At 50.7% G+C, this 20068-nt stretch carries 15 protein-coding genes, 1 tRNA gene and 1 pseudogene; 10 read left to right on the top strand and 7 right to left on the bottom strand.

Annotated elements, in window-relative coordinates:
• Positions 1 to 37: 37 nt before the first annotated feature.
• Both xylB and xylA read left to right on the top strand, forming a co-directional pair.
• Positions 38 to 1525 (top strand): xylulokinase, encoded by a 1488-nt coding sequence (gene xylB, locus L21SP2_RS11925; protein ID WP_024268781.1) that lies wholly within the window; start codon positions 38 to 40, stop codon positions 1523 to 1525.
• 65 nt (positions 1526 to 1590) lie between these two features.
• Positions 1591 to 2931 carry a xylose isomerase gene (gene xylA, locus L21SP2_RS11920; protein ID WP_024268780.1) on the top strand — a complete coding sequence of 447 codons (1341 nt, stop codon included), beginning with the start codon at positions 1591 to 1593 and terminating at the stop codon, positions 2929 to 2931.
• Here xylA and L21SP2_RS11915 read toward each other — a convergent pair.
• Complete coding sequence (locus tag L21SP2_RS11915) at positions 2915 to 4039, bottom strand: GntR family transcriptional regulator (RefSeq protein ID WP_024268779.1); 1125 nt, start codon at positions 4037 to 4039, stop codon at positions 2915 to 2917. The two genes, xylA and L21SP2_RS11915, sit on opposite strands and share 17 nt — an antisense overlap.
• A 181-nt stretch (positions 4040 to 4220) precedes the next feature.
• Between L21SP2_RS11915 and L21SP2_RS11910 the strand changes: the two genes are divergently transcribed.
• The 5 genes and pseudogenes from L21SP2_RS11910 (at position 4221) to L21SP2_RS18910 (ending at position 10381) form a co-directional block, all read left to right on the top strand.
• Entirely contained in the window at positions 4221 to 5558 is a 1338-nt protein-coding gene (locus tag L21SP2_RS11910) for an ABC transporter substrate-binding protein (RefSeq protein WP_024268777.1), read from the top strand.
• A 96-nt stretch (positions 5559 to 5654) separates the two neighbouring features.
• The gene (locus L21SP2_RS11905; RefSeq protein WP_024268776.1) at positions 5655 to 6596 is read left to right on the top strand and encodes a carbohydrate ABC transporter permease; all 942 of its coding nucleotides are present in this window, start codon (positions 5655 to 5657) and stop codon (positions 6594 to 6596) included.
• Positions 6593 to 7423, top strand: a complete 831-nt coding sequence (locus L21SP2_RS11900) for a carbohydrate ABC transporter permease (RefSeq protein ID WP_024268775.1) — start codon at positions 6593 to 6595, stop codon at positions 7421 to 7423. Before L21SP2_RS11905 ends, L21SP2_RS11900 begins: the two co-directional genes overlap by 4 nt.
• A 124-nt stretch (positions 7424 to 7547) precedes the next feature.
• Positions 7548 to 9248 (top strand): glycoside hydrolase family 43 protein, encoded by a 1701-nt coding sequence (locus tag L21SP2_RS11895; RefSeq protein WP_024268773.1) that lies wholly within the window; start codon positions 7548 to 7550, stop codon positions 9246 to 9248.
• Positions 9245 to 10381: pseudogene (locus L21SP2_RS18910) on the top strand (endo-1,4-beta-xylanase). Before L21SP2_RS11895 ends, L21SP2_RS18910 begins: the two are co-directional and overlap by 4 nt.
• Before the next feature lie 46 nt (positions 10382 to 10427).
• Here the strand turns inward: L21SP2_RS18910 and L21SP2_RS18615 are convergent.
• The 3 genes from L21SP2_RS18615 to L21SP2_RS11880 form a co-directional block, all read right to left on the bottom strand.
• On the bottom strand, positions 10428 to 10592 hold the full coding sequence (locus L21SP2_RS18615; RefSeq protein ID WP_024268770.1) for a hypothetical protein: 165 nt from the start codon (positions 10590 to 10592) through the stop codon (positions 10428 to 10430).
• 802 nt (positions 10593 to 11394) lie between these two features.
• Positions 11395 to 11478, bottom strand: a tRNA-Leu gene (locus L21SP2_RS11885).
• 184 nt (positions 11479 to 11662) lie between these two features.
• On the bottom strand, positions 11663 to 14131 hold the full coding sequence (locus L21SP2_RS11880) for an adenylate/guanylate cyclase domain-containing protein (protein ID WP_024268769.1): 2469 nt from the start codon (positions 14129 to 14131) through the stop codon (positions 11663 to 11665).
• Positions 14132 to 14197: 66 nt separating this feature from the next.
• Between L21SP2_RS11880 and L21SP2_RS11875 the strand changes: the two genes are divergently transcribed.
• From L21SP2_RS11875 to L21SP2_RS11865, 3 genes are read left to right on the top strand one after another with little or no spacing between them, the layout of a single operon-like run.
• Positions 14198 to 14662, top strand: a complete 465-nt coding sequence (locus tag L21SP2_RS11875; protein ID WP_024268768.1) for a hypothetical protein — start codon at positions 14198 to 14200, stop codon at positions 14660 to 14662.
• Positions 14659 to 15978 carry a hypothetical protein gene (locus tag L21SP2_RS11870; protein ID WP_024268767.1) on the top strand — a complete coding sequence of 440 codons (1320 nt, stop codon included), beginning with the start codon at positions 14659 to 14661 and terminating at the stop codon, positions 15976 to 15978. The genes L21SP2_RS11875 and L21SP2_RS11870 overlap by 4 nt, the downstream gene beginning before the upstream one ends.
• Positions 15979 to 15993: 15 nt before the next feature.
• A complete protein-coding gene (locus L21SP2_RS11865) occupies positions 15994 to 16557 on the top strand; it encodes a FecR domain-containing protein (RefSeq protein ID WP_024268766.1) in 564 nt (187 codons plus the stop codon).
• Between the two features lie 68 nt (positions 16558 to 16625).
• On the opposite strand, the gene pepF is transcribed toward L21SP2_RS11865, so the two are convergent.
• The 3 genes from pepF to L21SP2_RS11850 all read right to left on the bottom strand — a co-directional run bounded on the left by pepF (position 16626) and on the right by L21SP2_RS11850 (position 20050).
• Positions 16626 to 18431: an oligoendopeptidase F gene (gene pepF / locus L21SP2_RS11860; RefSeq protein ID WP_024268765.1), complete on the bottom strand. Its 1806-nt coding sequence runs from the start codon at positions 18429 to 18431 to the stop codon at positions 16626 to 16628.
• A 110-nt stretch (positions 18432 to 18541) separates the two neighbouring features.
• Entirely contained in the window at positions 18542 to 19159 is a 618-nt protein-coding gene (locus L21SP2_RS11855; RefSeq protein WP_024268764.1) for a non-canonical purine NTP pyrophosphatase, read from the bottom strand.
• An 18-nt stretch (positions 19160 to 19177) separates the two neighbouring features.
• Positions 19178 to 20050 carry a hypothetical protein gene (locus L21SP2_RS11850; RefSeq protein WP_024268763.1) on the bottom strand — a complete coding sequence of 291 codons (873 nt, stop codon included), beginning with the start codon at positions 20048 to 20050 and terminating at the stop codon, positions 19178 to 19180.
• Positions 20051 to 20068: the final 18 nt, after the last annotated feature.

Genomic DNA, 20068 nt, shown 5'->3' with positions numbered 1-20068 from the left:
TGATAATCCCATTATTCCGGCTGGTTAAGGAGGGGATATGCAGACCGTATTGGGCATCGATGTGGGAACCCAGAGTTCCAAGGTGATGTTCTATGACTATCAGGCCCGTAAAGTGGCGGCGCTGGCATCGGCCCCCCATCAGTTGACAAGCAAGGCGGACGGCACCAGTGAACAGGACCCCCTGTGGTGGTTCCAGGCGATACAAGCAGCTCTGGATTCGGTGGACCCGGAGATCCGCCAAAGCGCTGTGGCAGCCGCCGTAAGCGGTCAGCAGCATGGACTGGTGGCACTGGATGAAGGGGGGCAGGCGGTGTATCCCGCGAAGCTCTGGAACGACACCAGTACGGTAGATCAGTGCAATGAACTTACCCGGGCCTTTGGAGGCAGCCGTCGTCTCATTGATGAACTGGGAAACCCCATACTGCCCGGGTACACCGCCGGTAAAATTCTGTGGCTGAAACAAAATCATCCCCGCGCTTTTGACAGGGTTCGGCACATTCTTCTTCCCCATGATTACATCAATTACCTTCTCACCGGCGAGTACCGCATGGAATACGGCGATGCATCGGGCACCGGACTGTTTGATGTGCGCCGGCGGTGCTGGAACAGGGAAATCTGCGGCCTGGTGGATGATCGATTGTCGGATATGCTGCCTGAACCCCGTGGACCGGAGGCCGGAGCAGGATGGGTCTCCAAAGAGGCGTCGCAGGAGTTCGGTATTCCAGAGGGAATCCCCGTGGCCGCCGGTGGCGGCGATAATATGATGGCGGCCATTGGAACCGGCGCTGTTTCCGATGGTTCCCTGACCATGAGTCTGGGAACCTCCGGCACTCTATTCGGGTTCTCATCCAGTCCGGTGGTTGACCCCGAGGGCACCATCGCCGCATTTTGCTCCTCCAACGGAGGATGGCTCCCGCTGCTGTGCACCATGAACTGTACGGTGGCCACCGAGCAATTCCGGGAACTGCTCTCGGTCGGGCTGAGCGAACTGGATTCAATGGTTGAGCAGGTTCCTCCGGCCTCGGATGGTCTGATTGTAATGCCTTACTTCACCGGCGAACGAATCCCCAATCTTCCCCGGGCCAGGGGAAGCATTCAGGGTATGACTCTTGCCAACAGCGACGGACCCCACATCATCCGTGCTTCCATGGAGGCTGCCATCTACGGTTTGAAGATCGGGCTGGACTCTTTGGCAAAGCTTGGGATGAAAGCCGACAGCATAACGGTTACCGGCGGCGGTTCACGGTCCCGGGCATGGCGGCAGATTGCTGCGGATATTCTGGAGTTGCCGGTCACCCTGCCGGTTCACTCAGACAGCGCAGCCATGGGTGCCGCACTGCAGGCCCTGTGGTATCGGGATTTGCTCAACAACGGGAAGAATATCTCCATGGAAGATGTAATCGCCCCCCATGTTAAAAGCCGGGAAACCCGCCGAATCGAGCCTGGGGAAGACCGGAAGAAATACCGGGAAGGATATGCTGAATATCTGGCATATCTGGAACTGCTAAAACCACGATATCAATAATCATAAAGGGTTCCGGACGGGGAAATAGTTCCTCTCCGGATTGAGTCTGAACACAAGGAGCAGATATGAGTACTGTGTATACTGGAAACAAAGAGTATTTTCCCGGAATCGGGAAGATCGGATATGAGGGACCGGCATCGGATAATCCCCTCTCATTCAAATTTTACGATGAGAATAAAATCGTCGCCGGCAAAAGTATGAAGGAGCATTTGCGATTTGCCGTTGCCTATTGGCATACCATGACAGCCACCGGTGCGGATCCCTTCGGCGCAGGTACCATTGAACGGGAATGGAACAGCAATTCCGATCCACTGGCTGCTGCAGAAGAAAAAGCAGATGCAGCCTTCGAGTTTATCAGTAAGCTGGGAGCCCCCTACTACTGCTTTCATGACGTGGATGCAGCCCCGGATGCCGATTCGGTGAGTGACTACGAGTCCAATGTTGCTGCGGTGGGTGATATGCTGCTGCAGCGCCAGAAGGCCACAGGAATTAAGCTGCTGTGGAACACGGCGAACCTGTTCTCCCATCCCCGATACATGAACGGAGCGGCCACCAACCCTGACTTTCGCGTACTTGCCCGGGGAGCCGCCCAAATCAAGGCCATGCTGGACCTGAACGTGAAGCTCGGCGGGGAAAACTATGTGTTCTGGGGCGGACGGGAAGGGTACACCCAACTGTTCAACACCGACATGAAGCGGGAACTGGAACATATGGCCCGCTTCCTGGAAATTGCCCGGGATTACGGCCGCAGGATCGGCTTCACCGGCACATTCCTCATCGAGCCCAAGCCCATGGAGCCGTCAAAACATCAATATGACAGCGATGCCGCCGCAGTTATCGGTTTTCTGAAAACCTATGGCCTGGACGGGGATTTTAAGCTGAATATTGAAGGAAATCACGCAACTCTTGCAGGAAAATCCTTTGCCCATGACCTGCAGGTGGCGGCAGATGCGGGGCTTTTGGGATCCATCGATGCCAATCGCGGAGATCCCCAGAACGGCTGGGACACCGACCAGTTTCCCACCGACGTGTATGATGCGGTTTCAGCCATGCTGGTGGTGCTTGGGAACAGCGGCCTGCATACCGGAGGACTGAATTTTGATGCACATATCAGAAGGAATTCCACCGATCTGGAAGATCTATTTCACGCACACATCGGGGGGATGGACAGTTTTGCCCTTGCCCTGGAAATTGCCCAGACCATTATGGACCGGGGGCTTGTGAAACGCTACCGGGATGCCCGCTATGAAAATTTCAACAGCGGCACCGGAGCCAGGTTTGAAAAGGGGGAGCTGACTCTGGAGGAACTGAGAAACATTGCTGCGGAAAACAAGGATATACCCCGGATCAGCGGAAAGCAGGAACTCATCGAAAATCTGATCAATCAGATTATGTTTTCCCGTTAGAAATTGTATGTACCGAGCCCCGCTCAATGAGCTTGGGCTCGAAAATCAGCTTAATGGGCAAGGCTGTGGCTTTGTATTCGATTTCGTCAATAAGGATTTTTGCCACCCAGCGTCCCAGGTCATACTTGGGATGTTCAAAGGTGGTGAGGGCCGGCGACACGATAGATGCTGTGCTGTGGTCGTCGAAACCCAGCACGGAAATATCTTCCGGAATGCGAAGCCCCAGCTCGGCAATTGCCCGGTATCCCTGGACGGCCAGATTGTCGTTGAAATAGAAAATTGCGCTGGGGCGGTTTGCGGGATCAGCAAGAGCTTCTAAGGTGAGCAGGTAGCCCTGTAAATTGTTTTTTGCCTCATCGTCGTCATTAAAGGGGTAGAGACGGTCGGGGCCCAGGCAGAGTCCTGCATTTTCCACGGCCTGACGAAATCCCTGCAAACGGTCATACCCTGACTGAATATCCTCTTTGTAAATGTATGCCAGATTGCGGTGTCCCCGGGACAGAAGATACTCCCCTGCAACTTTTCCAGCATACACGTCATCCAGGGTGACGGTGCTGAGACTTTTCGCTTTGATCCCCCAGTGGGTGGTAACTATGGGGATTGATGCATTCTTAATTATCTCCTCCGCCAGGGGATCCTTTTCATTCAGCTGCAGGTTTCTTCTGGGTTCTATTATCAGACCTGCCACCCGCTGATCTATCAGCCGTTGAATGGACTCCAGTTGCCGTTCTTCGTTTCGGTTGCTGTTTGCGATTATCAGGGAATACCCCGCCCGTTCGGCTTCATCTTCGATTCCTCTGATAATCTCTGTGTAGATATAATCCATGAAAAAATAATTCACCAGACCCAGAGTCTTACTTTCCGGAGTCTGGCTTTCGAAGAGAGCTTTCCCGCTGTAAAACGTTCCCCTGCCCGGAGTACGGGAAATGAGTTCCCGTGCTTCCAGTATGTCCAGAGCCTTTCGGATTGTGGTGCGGCTTACGCTGAACATATCCATCAGCTGATACTCGGTGGGCAGCCTGTCTCCTTTGACATACCTCTCCTGTCCAAAAAAGGAAAGCAGACGTTCGGCGATTTGTAAGTAAATGGGACCGCTTTTTGGTTTCATGAATGCATTATTTCAATAAAAGATACAAATATCAATACAAATCTATATTTCATCCCTTGCTTTGCGGAGAAAAGTCGGTAAAAGCGAAGATATTTTTCTTTACGTGGAGAAATAGTCATGCTAATATCCCATAAATGTATCAAAAAAAGATACAAATAAAAAACAAACCAAGGAGGAGCTTATGTCGTTTAAGACAAAAGTGCTCGGTATTTTGACGGTTGTTTTGCTGATTTTTTCAGTAATTCCTCTTGCTGCTGAGGGCGAACAGGAGCAAAACGTTTCTGCAAATCCTGAAGAGATGACCGGAAAAATTACCGTATGGTCGTTCACCGATGAAGTTGGAGGAATGATTGAACATTTCAATGCCGAATATCCCGGTATTGAAGTTGAATTTGTGGTAATTCCCAACGATGATGAGGTGTATCTCAACAAGATGATTACCACGATGCGCTCCAGAGACTCTGTACCTGATGTATTCACCGGTGAGGCTGCATATTTTCGTCAATTTGTGGAAGCAGGCTTTTGGGAGCCCATTTCCGATGCTCCCTACAATGCCGAAGAACTGGTAGATGATTTGGTGCCGTACGTTGTGGATCTGAGCAGGAATGACGATGGAGATATTACCGCATTGTCATGGCAGGCAACTCCCGGAGCCATGTTCTATCGCCGCAGTACTGCCGAACAAGTCCTTGGAACAGATGACCCGGACACTGTTTCCGAATACACCAGTGATATTAACAAGTATTACGAACTTGGGGAAATGATTCGCGACGAATATGACGGAGAGAAATATCTGGTTGCGGGCTTCTCCGATATGTCTGAATTCATATTTAATCAACGCAGTGAACCGTACGTTCAAGACGGAGTCCTGACCATTCCTCCTTCACTGGTAGAGTATATGGATCTTGCCAAAGAAATGCGCGAAAACGGAATAGAGGGAGGCATTGGAACCTGGACACCGGCATGGTTCTCCGGAATGGCCGATGCCTCGGTTTTCTCCTATATTCTCCCCACCTGGGGGCTCCATTATGTGCTGAAACCCAATGCAGAACCGGAAGCCAATGCGGGTGAAGCCGAATTCTCCGGGGACTGGGGATTGGCAGTACCTCCGGCACCGTATAATTGGGGCGGAACATGGATTGGTGTAAGCCGTTTTAGTGAGAACAAAGATCTGGCCTGGCAGTTTGTCAAATATGTGGGTTCCAATCCGGAATTTGCAAAAGCCTGGGCAGAGGAAACCGGTGACTTTGTGGGAAATCTCACGGTAGTAGAAGAAATAAAGGATGATTTTGCCGAACCATTCCTGGGCGGACAAAACCACTATGAATATTTCTATAATGAAGTCCAGAAAATTGACGTAAGCCGTGTCGGCCCCTGGGACTTCCAGATCCAAAATGCCTGGGGTGACCAGGTTGAACTGTACGCCAACGGCGAGAAAACCCGACAGGAAGCCTTCGATGGTTTTACGGCGGCGATGGCGGATATCCTTCCCGATGTGGAAGTGGTTATCGAAGAATAGTGACAAACGAAAACCGTACCCCGGCTTCAGGCCGGAGACGGCAATCCTCCTTCCTGAAGCTTCGCCTTCGGGAAGGTATTTTTAGCGGAGATTTCCATGAATGTTTCTAAAAGCACCGTCCAAGGACGCAGCAGGAAACGCTTTTTTTCCAATCGGAATAACAAGGGATACCTGTTTATCCTGCCGTTTTTCCTGATTATGCTGACATTTCAGCTTTATCCTCTGCTGTACACCCTGAATTTAAGCTTTACCTCTCCTGTCAATTTATTTGAAAATGAATATGTGGGTCTGGCCAACTACCAGCGACTTTTTACAAATCCCATCTTTTTCCGGTCGATCTTCAATACCTGGTTTATCTGGCTGATGAACTTCATCCCTCAGCTGGTCTTCGCTCTCCTGCTGGCGGTGATCCTTTATGAATGGAAAGTGAAAGGGAAAGATGTCTTTGGTACCTTATATTTTTTGCCCAACCTTGTAACCGCGGCATCCATCGGTGTGCTCTTCGCCGTCCTGCTTGACTGGCAGAACGGTACCCTGAATCACATCCTCTTGAGCATGGGGGTGGTTGAAGAACCGATCTACTGGCTGCAAAAAAAGACAGTCACTCAGGCCACAGTATCCTTCATCCAATGGTGGCAATGGTTTGGATATACCATGATAATCTTCATGGCAGGTTTGAGTTCTATTTCTGAAGAGTTATACGAAGCTGCATATATCGATGGGGCCACCCGATTCCAGGTGTTCTTTCGAATTACATTTCCGCTGCTTCGGCCGATTATGCTCTATGTGCTGATTACATCGCTCATCGGTGGCCTGCAGATTTTTGATATCCCCAGAGTGCTGACCGATGGCCGCGGCGGGCCGGACAATGCCCTCACAACCATGGTGCTCTACCTGTATAATCAGGCTTTCAAGAACTTCAATGTGGGCTATGCTGCCTCAGTGGCATACACCCTCTTTTTTATGATTCTGTTTTTCTCAATTTTTACCTTCCGCTTTATGTCCGGGAAAAAACGATCCAAAGGTGGTTCCTTATGATCTATCGACAATCCCGGGTGGAAAAGATCATTCTCTATGCATTCCTGGTATTCATGGCAATTCTCTCCATAGTTCCGTTTTATATGATGATCATCAACTCCACCCATACCAATGTGGAAATCTCCCAGCGAGTGTGGTTTACCCCCGGTTCAGCTCTGCTGGAAAACTATCAAATAATCCAGGACAAGGTGAATATTTGGCAGGGGTTTATTGCCAGTCTGATTATCACCGTTCCCTCGGTGGTGCTTGCTGCAATCTTCTCCACGATGACTGCATACGGATTTGCAAAGTTCCAATTCAGGGGCAAGGAAGTGCTGTTCTGGATCATTCTTGGCACCATGATGGTTCCCCAGCAATTGGGCCTGATCGGGTATTATGATCTGCTCAGTAAAATCGGAATGATTGACAGCTATCTGCCGCTGATCATCCCCACGGCGGCCCATGCCGCCATGGTGTTTTTCATCCGGGCCTACATAGAATCATCGATTTCCGATTCACTCATCGAGGCGGCAATCATCGATGGAGGAGGAGAATGGTATATTTTCCGCCGGATCATATTTCCCCTTGCCATGCCCTCCATTGCCACAATGTCGATCTTTACGTTTATTCAGAAGTGGAATGACCTGCTTACTCCACTGGTGCTGCTTAACTCGGCGAAAAAATTTCCCATGCCGGTGGTGGTATCGAATATTCGGGGGTTGTACGAATCAAATTTCGGAGCCATATATCTGGGGGTAACCATATCTATTATACCAATCATCATCGTGGTCATCATCTTCAGCCGGTCAATAATCAAAGGATTGACCGTCGGAGCGATCAAGGGCTGAGGGTGCGAACGTCCTCTATCCTGCCGGCCCGGGATTGGTCATGGCTGCCTGGCCGGCCGGGATTCAGGTTCGGCGGGATCAATTCACTATCAAATAAAAACACGAATAAAGGAAGTACCGAAAAATGAGCCAAAACAGCGAACTGCTAATTCAAAACCCCGTTCTCACAGGATTCCACCCTGATCCATCCATCTGCCGGGTCGGCGACGACTTTTATATTGCCAACAGCAGTTTTGAATACTATCCGGGAGTTCCCATTCACCACAGCAAAAACCTTCAGGACTGGAAGCTCATAGGTTACGCTCTGACCCGGGAAAGCCAGTTGATGATGCGGGGAAATCCCAAATCCGGGGGGATCTGGGCTCCAGCATTGAGCCATGACGGGGAGAAATTCCATCTGATATTTACCGATGTGAAGGACTGGGCAGGAGCTGCCACCAGTGCGGGGGGGACCGAGGGGTTCAAGGACGTTCATAATTATCTGGTTACTGCTGAAAATATTAACGGCCCCTGGAGCGACCCTGTGTTTTTGAACTCATCGGGGTTTGATCCGTCAATGTTTCATGACGATGACGGGCGAAAGTATCTTGTGAATGTACTGTGGGACTACCGTCCCGGGAAACACAGTTTTGCCGGCATCGTTTTGCAGGAATACAGCCCTTGGGAAAAAAAGATGGTCGGTCCCATACGCAATATATTTCGGGGCAGTTCCCTGAAGCTCACCGAAGCACCCCACCTGTATAAACGGGGAGAATTCTATTATCTGGTAACGGCCGAAGGGGGTACCTCATACAGCCATGCAGTTACAGTGGCCCGGAGCAAGAAACTGGAAGGTCCCTATGATTTGCACCCCCGGCAGCATCTGTTGACTTCAGTTGCAGATATCGATGAATTCCGGAAACGGGAATCCCTCGGCAGCTTTGCCGATCTGAAACCGGCACTTCACTCCGGGCTGCAGAAGGCAGGGCATGGAAGCATAGTGCCCTGGACTGACGATGTATGGGTGCTGGCGCATCTGTGCGGGCGTCCGGTGGACGACAGCGGCCAATGTCCTCTGGGCAGAGAGACTGCCATTCAGCGGGTAATCTGGAAGAATGATCAATGGCCTTACGTGGAAGAGACCGGAGCCCCTGTTACAACTGCCTTTCCCGCACGGGACGGAGTAAAGCCCGCAACCGTGAAGCGGGATGAGCACTGGCGTGAGGATTTTGAAGAATCAGCATGGGACCTGAAGCTGAACACTCTTCGCAAGCCTGCCGGGGAAGACTTCGACCTGTCATCCCGTCCCGGCTGGCTGCGTCTGCAGGGTAGAGAATCCATGATGAGCCGCTTTGATCAAAGCATTCTGGTGCGAAGAGTGCAGCACTTTCACTGGTCTGCTGAAACCTGCGTGGAGTTCCAACCTTCCAGTTTTCAGCAGATGGCGGGTCTCATTGTCCGCTATGATGAAACCTGTCAGAGTATTCTCCGTATCAGTGATCAGGATGGTGCCCGGCGGCTGGGAATTATCAATTTCGATTTGAACCGAATCGATCTGCCTCTGGGTGATCAGGAGAAAGACCTTAAACCCGGACCTGTCTGGCTCGGGGTAGATACCCGGGGCAGGTCTATGCGTTTCCGCTATCGTCAGGATGGTGAGGCCTGGAAGCACATCGGGCCTGAAATTGATGCCGGAATACTCAGCGACGACTATGTTCACCCCATGGGCTTTACCGGAACATATGTGGGTATCGGAAGTTTTGATGTCTCCGGTCAACGGCTGTCTGCGGATTTCGATTATCTGGAATACTCCGGTTCGGAGCGTCCTCATGGGGAACGGCTATGAGAATACCGGGCGGCATCCTGGCCGGAACGGCCCTTGTACTCCTGTTTCCGGTGCTGAGTATCTCCTGTGCCGGCACCGGGGCAGTACCGGGAGGTGACGGCATTCAAACAGTGGACAGCAAAGCTGAAATTCCCTCCTGGGAGCATGGCCTGGCCGGGGCATATTCGGAATATTTTCCCCTGGGCGCAGCGGTGAATTCCGCCACCATCAGCTCTGCAAAACATATGCTTTCCAGGGAATTTTCCAGTCTCATTGCTGAGAATGAGATGAAACCCTCGGTTATTCACCCCAGGTACGGTACCTGGCATTTTTACGCCGCAGATGAAATAGCCGATTACGCCCGTACTCACGGAATGAGTATGCGCGGGCACTGCCTGGTCTGGCACAGGCAAACCCCGGGGTGGTTCTTTTCTTCCTATGGTGAACGTGCCGGCAGAGACCTTCTGTTGGAACGCTTACGGGATCATATGAGCGTAATGTATCAACGTTACGGTGATGTAATTGATGTCTGGGATGTGGCAAACGAAGTAATTTCCGATGATCATGCCGAATTCCTTCGCCCCAGCCCGTATCTGGATATTCTCGGGGATGATTATGTAGCTGAGGTATTCCTTCTGGCCCGTGAGGTCATGCCTGATGCCAAGCTGTTCTAAAATGATTATTCGGTGCTCAATCCTGTGAAGCAGGATAAAATCTACAGACTGTTGCGGCAGCTGATTGAACGGGGGGTACCCGTTGATGGTATCGGAATTCAAGGGCATTGGAATATTTATATGGAAGATGCGGCAAAGCATCTGGATGCAGCCATCCAACGATTTGCTGATCTGGGTCTGGAGGTTCAGGTAACCGAAATGGATTTTTCCCTCTACCATCATGAAGACATTGAAAGCCGCTATTCCCGGCCCCCTGAAAATCTGCTTGATCTTCAGGCAATACGCTATGGTGAGGCTTTCCAGGTACTCCGGAAAGACGCCCGAATGGTCACCTCCGTAACCCTGTGGGGAGTATCAGATGCGAAAACATGGCTGGATAACTACCCCGTTTCCGGAAGGAAAAACTGGCCGCTGCTCTTCGATGAAGATTTGCAGCCCAAGCCCGCATACATGGAGGTGATGGAGGAAGCATACCGCTGATGCCGTAACATAAGGGTATGAAAATTCCTGGTGTGGAGCCAGTGTACTAAAATTTCTCACTAACCAGAAAGAATACACATCCAATAAAAAATGCTGCACTTCCGATGGCGACCACTGTATGCCCCTGGAGAAGACTATCAACCAGGAACACGGCGCTTCCAAGGGTGAACAGTCCCCATCCGGACAGCTCAAGTTGTTTTCGTATATGCATTTTCTATCCTCAGAACAACAAAATGATGAGACGACGGACATAAGTATACAGAAAACCTGGGGGCGAAAAAAGGAATCTTTCAGCAGGGGCCTTTTCTCTTTGCCGGTATGAGAGTAAAGGCATTCCACTGGATGTGGTCTCCAGCCTTCGGCGTCGTGCCTCAGGCCTCCGACCCGTCCCGACCTCACTCGCCCCATCCAAGGGGCTCGCCGCTCCACGTATTAGCGGAATGAGGTCGGGCTTCAAGTCCAGTCTCTAAAATAAAAAGGCTCAGCAACCCTATGGGTCACTGAGCCTTATTAACGGGATCGTTCCTCGGCACAAAGTGCCTGCGGTACGACCCGGATGCGGTCGACTGGACTTGGTCTCCAGCCTTCGGCGTCGTGCCTCAGGCCTCCGACCCGTCCCGACCTCACTCGCCCCATCCAAGGGGCTCGCCGCTCCACGTATTCGCGGAATGAGCTCGGGCTTCAAGTCCAGTCTCTAAAATAAAAAGGCTCAGCAACCCTATGGGTCACTGAGCCTTTTTAACGGGATCGTTCCTCGGCACAAAGTGCCTGCGGTACGACCCGGATGCGGTCGACTGGACTTGGTCTCCAGCCTTCGGCGTCGTGCCTCAGGCCTCCGACCCGTCCCGACCTCACTCGCCCCATCCAAGGGGCTCGCCGCTCCACGTATTCGCGGAATGAGGTCGGGCTTCAAGTCCAGTCTCTAAAATAAAAAGGCTCAGCAACCCTATGGGTCACTGAGCCTTTTTAACGGGATCGTTCCTCGGCACAAAGTGCCTGCGGTACGACCCGGATGCGGTCGACTGGACTTGAACCAGCACGGCCTTGCGGCCACTAGCCCCTCAAGCTAGCGTGTCTACCAATTCCACCACGACCGCAGGTACCTGAAACAGACTGAATCCGGCTCAGGCATGGAATGTGAGGCTGATATTACCGAACCCTGAGATTTCTGTCAACAGGTTTTAATGTATTATGATGATCCCGGTGGACATGCAGTCGGACAGTATATTTCTGCCCACTCTTTCCATTTCGCTCTTCCGGCTGGAATGCCGTATGAGCTGGCTATTTTACGCTCAGATCCAGGGGGAAGATGCTTTCTATTCGACCGTTCTCCAGGAGATGTATCTTCCCTTCAATATACCGTATGAAGCTATCATCGGGCTCGCGTATTTTGGCAGCTTGAATTGATTTTTCCGCAGCATCCATATCACCCCGGATAATTGCCGATATTGCCTCATTCAGGTATTCACCGGCTTCTATGCTTATGGTGGATTGTTCGCTGCGGTAGCCTCGAATGTTGTAACACGACACTGGGTGATCAATACCGGCAACTTTGATTTCGCCAACCGTTCGGCTGAAAAATCTTTGATCAAGGCCCTGGTACGTGGAATCGCTGATGAGGATGGAGGTTCCTACATGCTTGTTCGCTCCTTCCAATCGTGAGGCCAAATTTACATCCAGGCCCATTGCGGTATAGTCCATTCTCCGTTCTGTACCCAGATTGCCAACCAGTACTTTACCGGAATTGACGCCCACTCTGGTGTCTATGCCCCGTGAAATGTTGAAACGTTCCATAATTTCAGCCTTCAACCGCGGGGTTTCCTTCTGAATCTCCACTGCTGCTTTTACCGCATTAATGCGATGATCAGGGTCATCCAGGGGGGCACCGAAAAATGCGACAATTGCATCTCCCTCATACTTATCGATAGTGCCGTGGTTATTCAGAACAATATCGCTCATGCGGGTAAAATACAGATTAAGAAGGGCTACCAGATCAGTGGGAGACAATAGCTGTGCCAGGCCGGAAAAATCCTTGATGTCGGTGAACATCAGGGTCATTTCCCGTTCCTCACCCCCGAGTTTGAGTTTTTCCGGTTGTTCAACAAGAATATCGATAAATTCTTTTGAAATGTAATGGCCGAATGCCCGGTAGAGCCAGCGCTTTTCTCCTTCGGTTCCAATGAATTGAAGGCTGAAAAGGATAATTCCGCTGATCAGCTGAGGTATGATCAGAAGGACCGGATTGAAGTACATATCAGCAGCAGAAAACCCGATGACAATGATCAGTCCCGCAAGTATAGTATTTGCCGCCAAAAGTCCGAGACCAAGCGATGCCTGACGTCTTCGAATGAGAAGGCTGATCAGCAGCGAGAGAAAACCTGCCAGCAGTATATTGATCCACGGTTCCTGGGTCCTGATAAAACCGTCGTACCCGCTTTGTGCCTTCAGCAGCATATTGAGTATCGTACCGTGCACTCCTGCATTCACATAGCTTGAATGAAATGGCTGTGAACCGATATCTGTTGTTCCGGTTGCCGAGTATGCAACAATAACGTAGGCATCCTGAAGCAGCGATTCAAGTTCCTGGCGGATATCAATAATACGGTCTAAGAGCTCCCGGGATTGATTGTACAGAAAACGCAGGTCTTCCTCCGGGAGCAGTCCCTGATTATGATACGGGTTTTCGGGTAATGAAGATATCATCCGGCTAAGGTTTCCGGGAGTGAGGAAGGAATCCAGGAGTTCACGGGCCGCTTCCTGAAACCGGTAATGATCCCTGAGGATGTCCGGATCAAATACAAGGGCGCTTTCCAGTAATTTGTTCCGGGATGAACCATGCAGGCTAAGAGCCTGCCGACCGATACCTTCCTGAGATAATAATTCATAATCCTGGAATAACTGAATATTATACCAAAGGTCTTCCCGCAGCCTGATCAGTGTGGGAAATATATCAAAACCCACATGGAGAAAGCTTTCTTCATAATTCTTGTCACTCCAGTCTATTAGGATGCTGCCATCCTCTTCCACTGGTATTGTTGCGGGTGGCTGAGAACCTCCGTTCCGGTTCACGATTTTCAGACTTCGGGGGCTGCGGCTAATTTGTGTATCTGTGCTGCCCATGGTAAAACCGGCAACGGCAAGGGCCGGTTCTTCATCTTCAAATGGCCGAAACCTTCGGATTTTTCCGTCAGAGTCCCGAATAATATTGCTGAAACCGGTGGCGCCACGGGAAAAATTGATGCCGGGGTGGGGGCCGCGTATACCAGTCTCCAAAACCAGTGATGCAACGACGGTGTTTTCCATATTATTCAGCATGTTTCCGAAAAGGGGATCTTCATCCTGGTTCAGCACATTTTCAACCTCCACCCCCTGCTCGGTAAGTCCCCTGCGAATAAAATCCGCCACGCCTCTGTTGCTGGGCAAATCAAAATTGATATCTACAATTACCGCAGCACTGGAAAAGCTGTTGAGTTCAAGCAGGTAGCGGGCCATCTCAGTTCGCTTCCAGGGCCACTCGCCCAAGCGCTCCAGGCTTTGATCATCAATATCTACGAATACTATTTCAGAGCGCTGTTCCACAGGCTGGCGCAACGGCAGAAGGAGATCATAGAGATTCTGAGACATCACGGTAAATGCACCGGCATGTAAAAGAGCTGCCACCAGGGCGGTGGAAATCAGGGGGGTTAGGATATACACGGCATAGGGGAGGGGAAACAGTTCAATAAAGCGGCGAAACGCATTTTTTATCATAATTTCTTATTTCCTATTGAATTGCGTATATTTCGGCAATATCTTATCACGTAAGGTGATGCTAAAATGAAGAATAATCAACTGAAATATTACAAAACGTGGTTCCTCCTGCTGATTGCAGTGTGGATTTCCGCACCGCTGGTACTCGCTGAAGATGCAAGTACGATGATCAATACACCGGGCGGTGTATTCACCATTGATGATTCTGTTCTCTTAACTGTTATCGATGAAGAACAGATCAGCCGTGCGCAGGCATATCAAATTTTTGCCGCAAACTCAGAGGATCAACTGGTGGAAAGACCCGATGATCCGCTGACAAATGCAGAATTAGCAGAACTTTTAGCAAAGCTTGATAGTTCCATTCCGCTGAGCATTTCGGCTCGTGTATTCAAAAGCCCGGACAGCTATTTCCGGGACGTAAAATATATTCGTATTTTCAATCCTGAAGCGAGGCCTTCTGATTATGTGAACGGACGGCAGTTGATACGGATAATTTCCAGATATGAACAATGGAGAGAAGGGATTCTATGATACAACCAGGACACGCCAAATCCGGAATACAACGTCTGCCGATCATGATGTTTTTAATGTTCTTTATGCTGGTTCATGCATACCCCGAACAAATTAATTTTGAAAGCAAACAGGGAGTATCCCTGGGCTCGAGTATCAACGGTGGCGTTTTGGAGTCGAGCAACTCATTGGGTATTCAACCGTACAGCAGCAATGAGTCCGGTTTTCTTACGGATATCGACCTGGGTATCCGGGCTGATTTCTCGGATTCGGGCATATCAGTGGTTCCCGGAGTTTCACAGTTTTTGTACCGGGTAATGATTACAGGGAGCAAGCTGGGGGGTGACCGGGCTGTTGGAACCGGGGGTTCAGCAGTTGCATCTTCTATTGCTGTCGGGAGAGTAATGAATACCGATCCCCTGGGGTATTTTTCACCCATAAACTTCGACGGGATCAATATTGTCTATACTTGCCGACTGATCTCATTAGAAGCGGGGCTTGGCTACACTGGTTTTCTCTTTAATGACTTCAATGAAAATGCCCGGACTGAGGTGATGCAGGTACTTGCTGAAGGCGGGTCTGCAGATGAGACTGAACTGCCTGCTGATGATCTCCTCCCGGGTTTGGATGGGGTTCCCCCCTGGCTGGAACTGGATTTCGCCCCTTCAGCACTGACCGGAAGACTTCAGCTGCTCTTCCCCGAACTGATCGGCCGGCAGAGTCCGTTTGTTTTAGCGGTGTATCGGGATCTGATACGTGAATCCCCGGAACAGGACAGGGATCATCTGTCGATTTCCGCAGGAATGACCGGTTCTCTCAGCCGGAGAATGTTTTATACGTTTTTCGGTTCATTTTCTTCCTTGTCCTCTTCCGGCGGATTTGAAAACTCTGCAGCCTCCCTTTTGGAAGTTCGGGGGTATCCCGACGGCAAGTTTGCACCCAGGCTGGGGCTGACAGGCTTTGCTTCGTTCGGCGATTTTGTCCTCCCCCAGGGTGTAGGGTTTATTCCGGAACATATCAACTTTATTGAGAGCAGAACATGGTATTCCGCTCTGGATGCAGAGGGCCTGTTGTATCAAAGCTCCAGAGCATACGGGAATGCCCTGGGGTGGAGGGCTGGAGTCTATGCAGCCGGAAAAACTGCCCAGGGCCGGGGGCTGATAAACGATTCGAGCTTTGACAGCCGTACCGGTTTTATTGCTGCAGGGGGAAATATCGGACTCAGACAGCGTTTTACACGGGATCTTGCACTTGATCTTCAAATGGACTGGATATTGATTCAGGGAGGGGAGGCGAACATTCCCCTTGCTCAATTCACTTTGGAATACAGGTATTAATAATTGGAGGTAGGTATGAAGAACGCAATAGTAATCTCTGCACTGCTCCTGGCTGCAGCCGCATTGAGTGCCAATTCTGTGGGCATACTGGAGATGGAAGGGCGTGTGTATCATGCGGCGGAAAACGGAAGCTGGCAGCTTCTCACAGCGGACAGCAGCGTAGAATCCGGAACCCGGATTTTCGCCTCCCAGGGGGCCAGCCTGTCCCTGGATATTAACGGTGATCAGGTGGATGTCCGCTCTCTCAGCGATTTTGATATTGTCGATGACGGTACAGACGGGGGCAGCACAAGTCTGTATGTCCGAAGCGGCGGGTTACGATCCAGGGTGAAAAAGGCCGATACGGAAGATATGGGAATACGGTACGAAATACAGAGTCCGGTTGCCACAGCAAGTGTCCGGGGAACGGTTTTTACATTCAACGGCTCAAATCTTGTCGTGGAAGAAGGTGATGTGGAACTGAAAAATCTCCTCGGTCAGACCCACTCAGTCCGTGCGAATCAGCGGAGCAGGGCATACGGAACCGAAGGGATTCGTTCTGTGGAAGTCTATTTGAGACAAAACACCTCAGTGGAATAAGAAGAAATACCAGAAAAATGGTACAATCCGGCAGCACCAGCAAGGCGGGTGCTGCCGGATGATGTGTGTCAGTATGCAGACAGCTTTTTCACCAGATCATCAAACAGATCCATCGCATTCTGGATGGGCTCGGGACTGGACATATCAACTCCCGCCACTGCCAGGCTTTCCAGAGGAAACCGGCTGCCGCCGCTTTTCAGGAATTTGAAGTAATCTTCCCGTTCTGTATCACCCCCGTTGAGAACTCTTTGACTGAGACTGATAGCCGCACTCAAACCTGTTGCGTATTTGTATACATAGAATGCCCGGTAAAAATGGGGAATTCTCAATCCTTCCAGGGCTGAAAGTTCGGGCAGTTCAACATCTTCCCCGAAATAGTTCACAAGAAGTTTCCGATACTCGTCCTGGAGACTCTGGACGGTGAGGGCCTCGCCGTTTTCAACCATTTGATGACAGCGCAGTTCAAACTCGGCGAACATGGTTTGACGGAATATGGTTCCGATCATGTCATCTATCCGCTTGTTTATGAGGTAAGCTTTCAATTTGGGATCATCGTTGCTGCTCATCATATGATGAAACAACAGCTGTTCGTTGAATGTGGAGGCCACTTCCGCTTCGAAAATGGTGTAATTGTAATGGGGAAACGGATTGTTTCTGGATGAATACCATGAATGCATGGAGTGTCCGCCCTCATGAGCCAGGGTGAATAGATCCCGGAGAAGATCTTCCTTGTAATTCATGAGGATATACGGCTCACCGTAGAAACTGCCGGCAGAGAACGCACCGCTGCGTTTCCCCTTGTTTTCATATTTATCCACCCAGCCGCCGTTGGAACCGCCTCTCAGGCCCTTTGAAAGAGTGCTTACATATTCGTCACCTAAAGGCTGCAGGGCTTTTTCAATTACTGCTACGGCTTCATCATAGCTGTGTTCCATTTTGATATCTGCTATCAGCGGTACCTTGGTGTCGATGAGGCTGTAGTCGCTGATTCCCTGTTTTTCTTTTCGAAGCCGGTAGTATGCGTGGAGCGAGGGAAGATTTTTGTTCACGGTTTCCACAAGGTTGTGATACACCTTGGGGTCAACCTTATCAGGAAAGAGTGCGTACTCAAGACTTGATGAATAGCCCCGGGCCTGTGAACGGTACACGTCCTGATTCACGCTTCCGGTGTACAAAGAGGCCAGGGTGTTTTTGTGGGAATCCAGATGGGAGTAGTACTTGCCGTAGGCTTCCTTGCGTACCTCCCGTTCAGGATTCTGCATGAAACTTCCGAAGGTGCTGTTGGTAAGGGGTTTTTCGCCCTGTGGAGTTTTCACCGTACCGAAATCCATATCCACATCCAGAAGTGCGCTGAAGGTCTTGGAAGCTGTCTGGGCAGACTCGCTTTGCATGGCCATGAGCTTTTCCTCGGCGGGGGAGAGCACATGGGGTTTGAATCTGAGCAGTTTTTCCAGGTATATGCGGTATTCTGTGAAATCATCACGATTCAGCCATTCTTTCATGGTTGAATCCGGTATTTCCTGAATCTCCGGGGTCATGAAGCTCATGGAAGCGGATACTTTGCTTTCAAGCTGCATGAACCGTGCCTGCCGGGACTGACTGGCACTGTCACCCTGATCTTCCGTCATCTTTAAGAAGGCATAATATCCCAGCCGTTCGCCCAGCTTTTCAAGTTCAAACATCCTGTTCAGACAGTCTCTCAAATTCTCCGGTGCGTCGGCCAGACTGCCCCGGTAGGTTTCTATTTCTGTATATTGGTTTTTCAGGTCTTCGAATCCCTGTTCCCATGCTGCATCGTCGGGAAACAGAGCGTTCAGATTCCATTTTTCATGTGCCGGAACATCCTTCCGTGCACGTGTGGGATTTACGCTCAATGACTTCTCCTAAAATTTGTTTCTGCTGATATGCCTGCTCCACCAAAGAGAACCGGCCGCAGCACTGATGAGAACAATATAACACTGAATAACGTGGATGGGAAATCCGGCTATGGATTATCCGGGAGCATTGCGGCTATTGCTCGGGCGGCTTTTCCCCGGTGACTGAGCAAACGTTTCTCCTCAGCGCTTATGTCCGCAACCGTACACTCTTTCCCGGGAAGCCAGAAGATTGGATCGTATCCGAAGCCGCCCGCGGCAGAAGATGGCGTGGCGGCAATGCGGCCTTCCCAGCTTTCCTGAGCGGTATATATCCGGTTTGAATCCAGGATCAGACTCATGCAGCAGATATAGCGCGCGCTTCTTCGGGATGGGGGAAGACCGGCCAGTTTTTCCAGGAGTAGGGAATTCTGTTCTTCCGAACTGAGTGTACGTCCTGCTTCATGATGGCCGAAGCGGGATGAATAAATGCCCGGTCTTCCGTTCAGAGCATCCACAGAAAGCCCTGAATCATCGGCGAGAACCGCAAGGATTTCCCGGTCCTCCGGGGAGAGGCGATGGAAGAGACTGCGGGATTTAATCAGACTGTTTTCCAGGAATGTGCTGCCGGTTTCCTCGGGATCGAAGTCCTCCAGATACCTGTTCACCGGTATCAGGTGGTGTCCCGGCAGAATGAGGGACAATTCTTCGATTTTATGATGGTTATTGCTGGCTACGAGTATATCCATGGAGCTAAGAATAGCGGCTTAATGTCCGCCCTTCAAGTTCCTTCTGAGACCTTTATGAAGATTGCTGTCCACCGTACCTTTGGGAATGCCGGTGCAGTTTGCGATATCTCTGTGAGTGGGTTTGATGCTGCATCGCTTCAGTTTTTGAGTGGATCGATGGTAGCGCTCCCTTCTGCCCTCCTGAAGCGCTGTGTCCTGGGGGCCGAAACTGAGCTTCAGATATTTCCTTGTGTTAATATCCTGAAGCTTGTTTTTTCTCTCCAGCTTTTTCTCAATGCAGGTAAACAGTTCCTGCCGATACCCCAGGATCCTGGTGGTGCTGATGCCCGTTTCCCTGCTGAGACGGGAGATTACCGCATCATCCCAATGAATAGACTCTTTCAGCGAGTGGATCAGGAGGTTTCTTTTTTCACTCTCCATGAACCGTGGTTCCGGGTCATCTGTGCCGTCCCGGGCGTCCTCTTCTATATGACGGGAAATATCTTTTCTGAAGTACTCCTCGTCGGGAGTGCGGGACTCAGGCCACAGCCCTTCCCGGGTTTCATACTGGAGATGAAGGCCCGAAACAACCGGCAAATACGAGCGGGAGATATGAGCTGCTATGTGCTCGCTGCGCTTTCTGTTCTGAAGTATGCCGCTCTGGTAGCTGTACACCTGTCGGCTGACCATTTTCCGCAGGTAGTGGGAGAAGCTTGTGTTTTCAAAATGAAAACGTCGGATATGCCGAATCACCTTGGGTCTGATCTGGAAAAAGAAATCGTCTGCATCTTCCTGGGACCAGTGAAAGTCCCGTATCAGCCACCTGGTAAGCAGGATTCGGATGTCCTGGAGAAGTGCCGTGAGAGTCCACCTTCCCCGCTGATAGCAAATCACTTTCTGTGTAAGGTTCATGGTCATATCTCCTTAATA

The sequence above is a fragment of the Salinispira pacifica genome, assembly GCF_000507245.1.
Lineage (GTDB): Bacteria > Spirochaetota > Spirochaetia > DSM-27196 > Salinispiraceae > Salinispira > Salinispira pacifica.
This window is presented reverse-complemented; position numbering and strand designations above follow the sequence as displayed.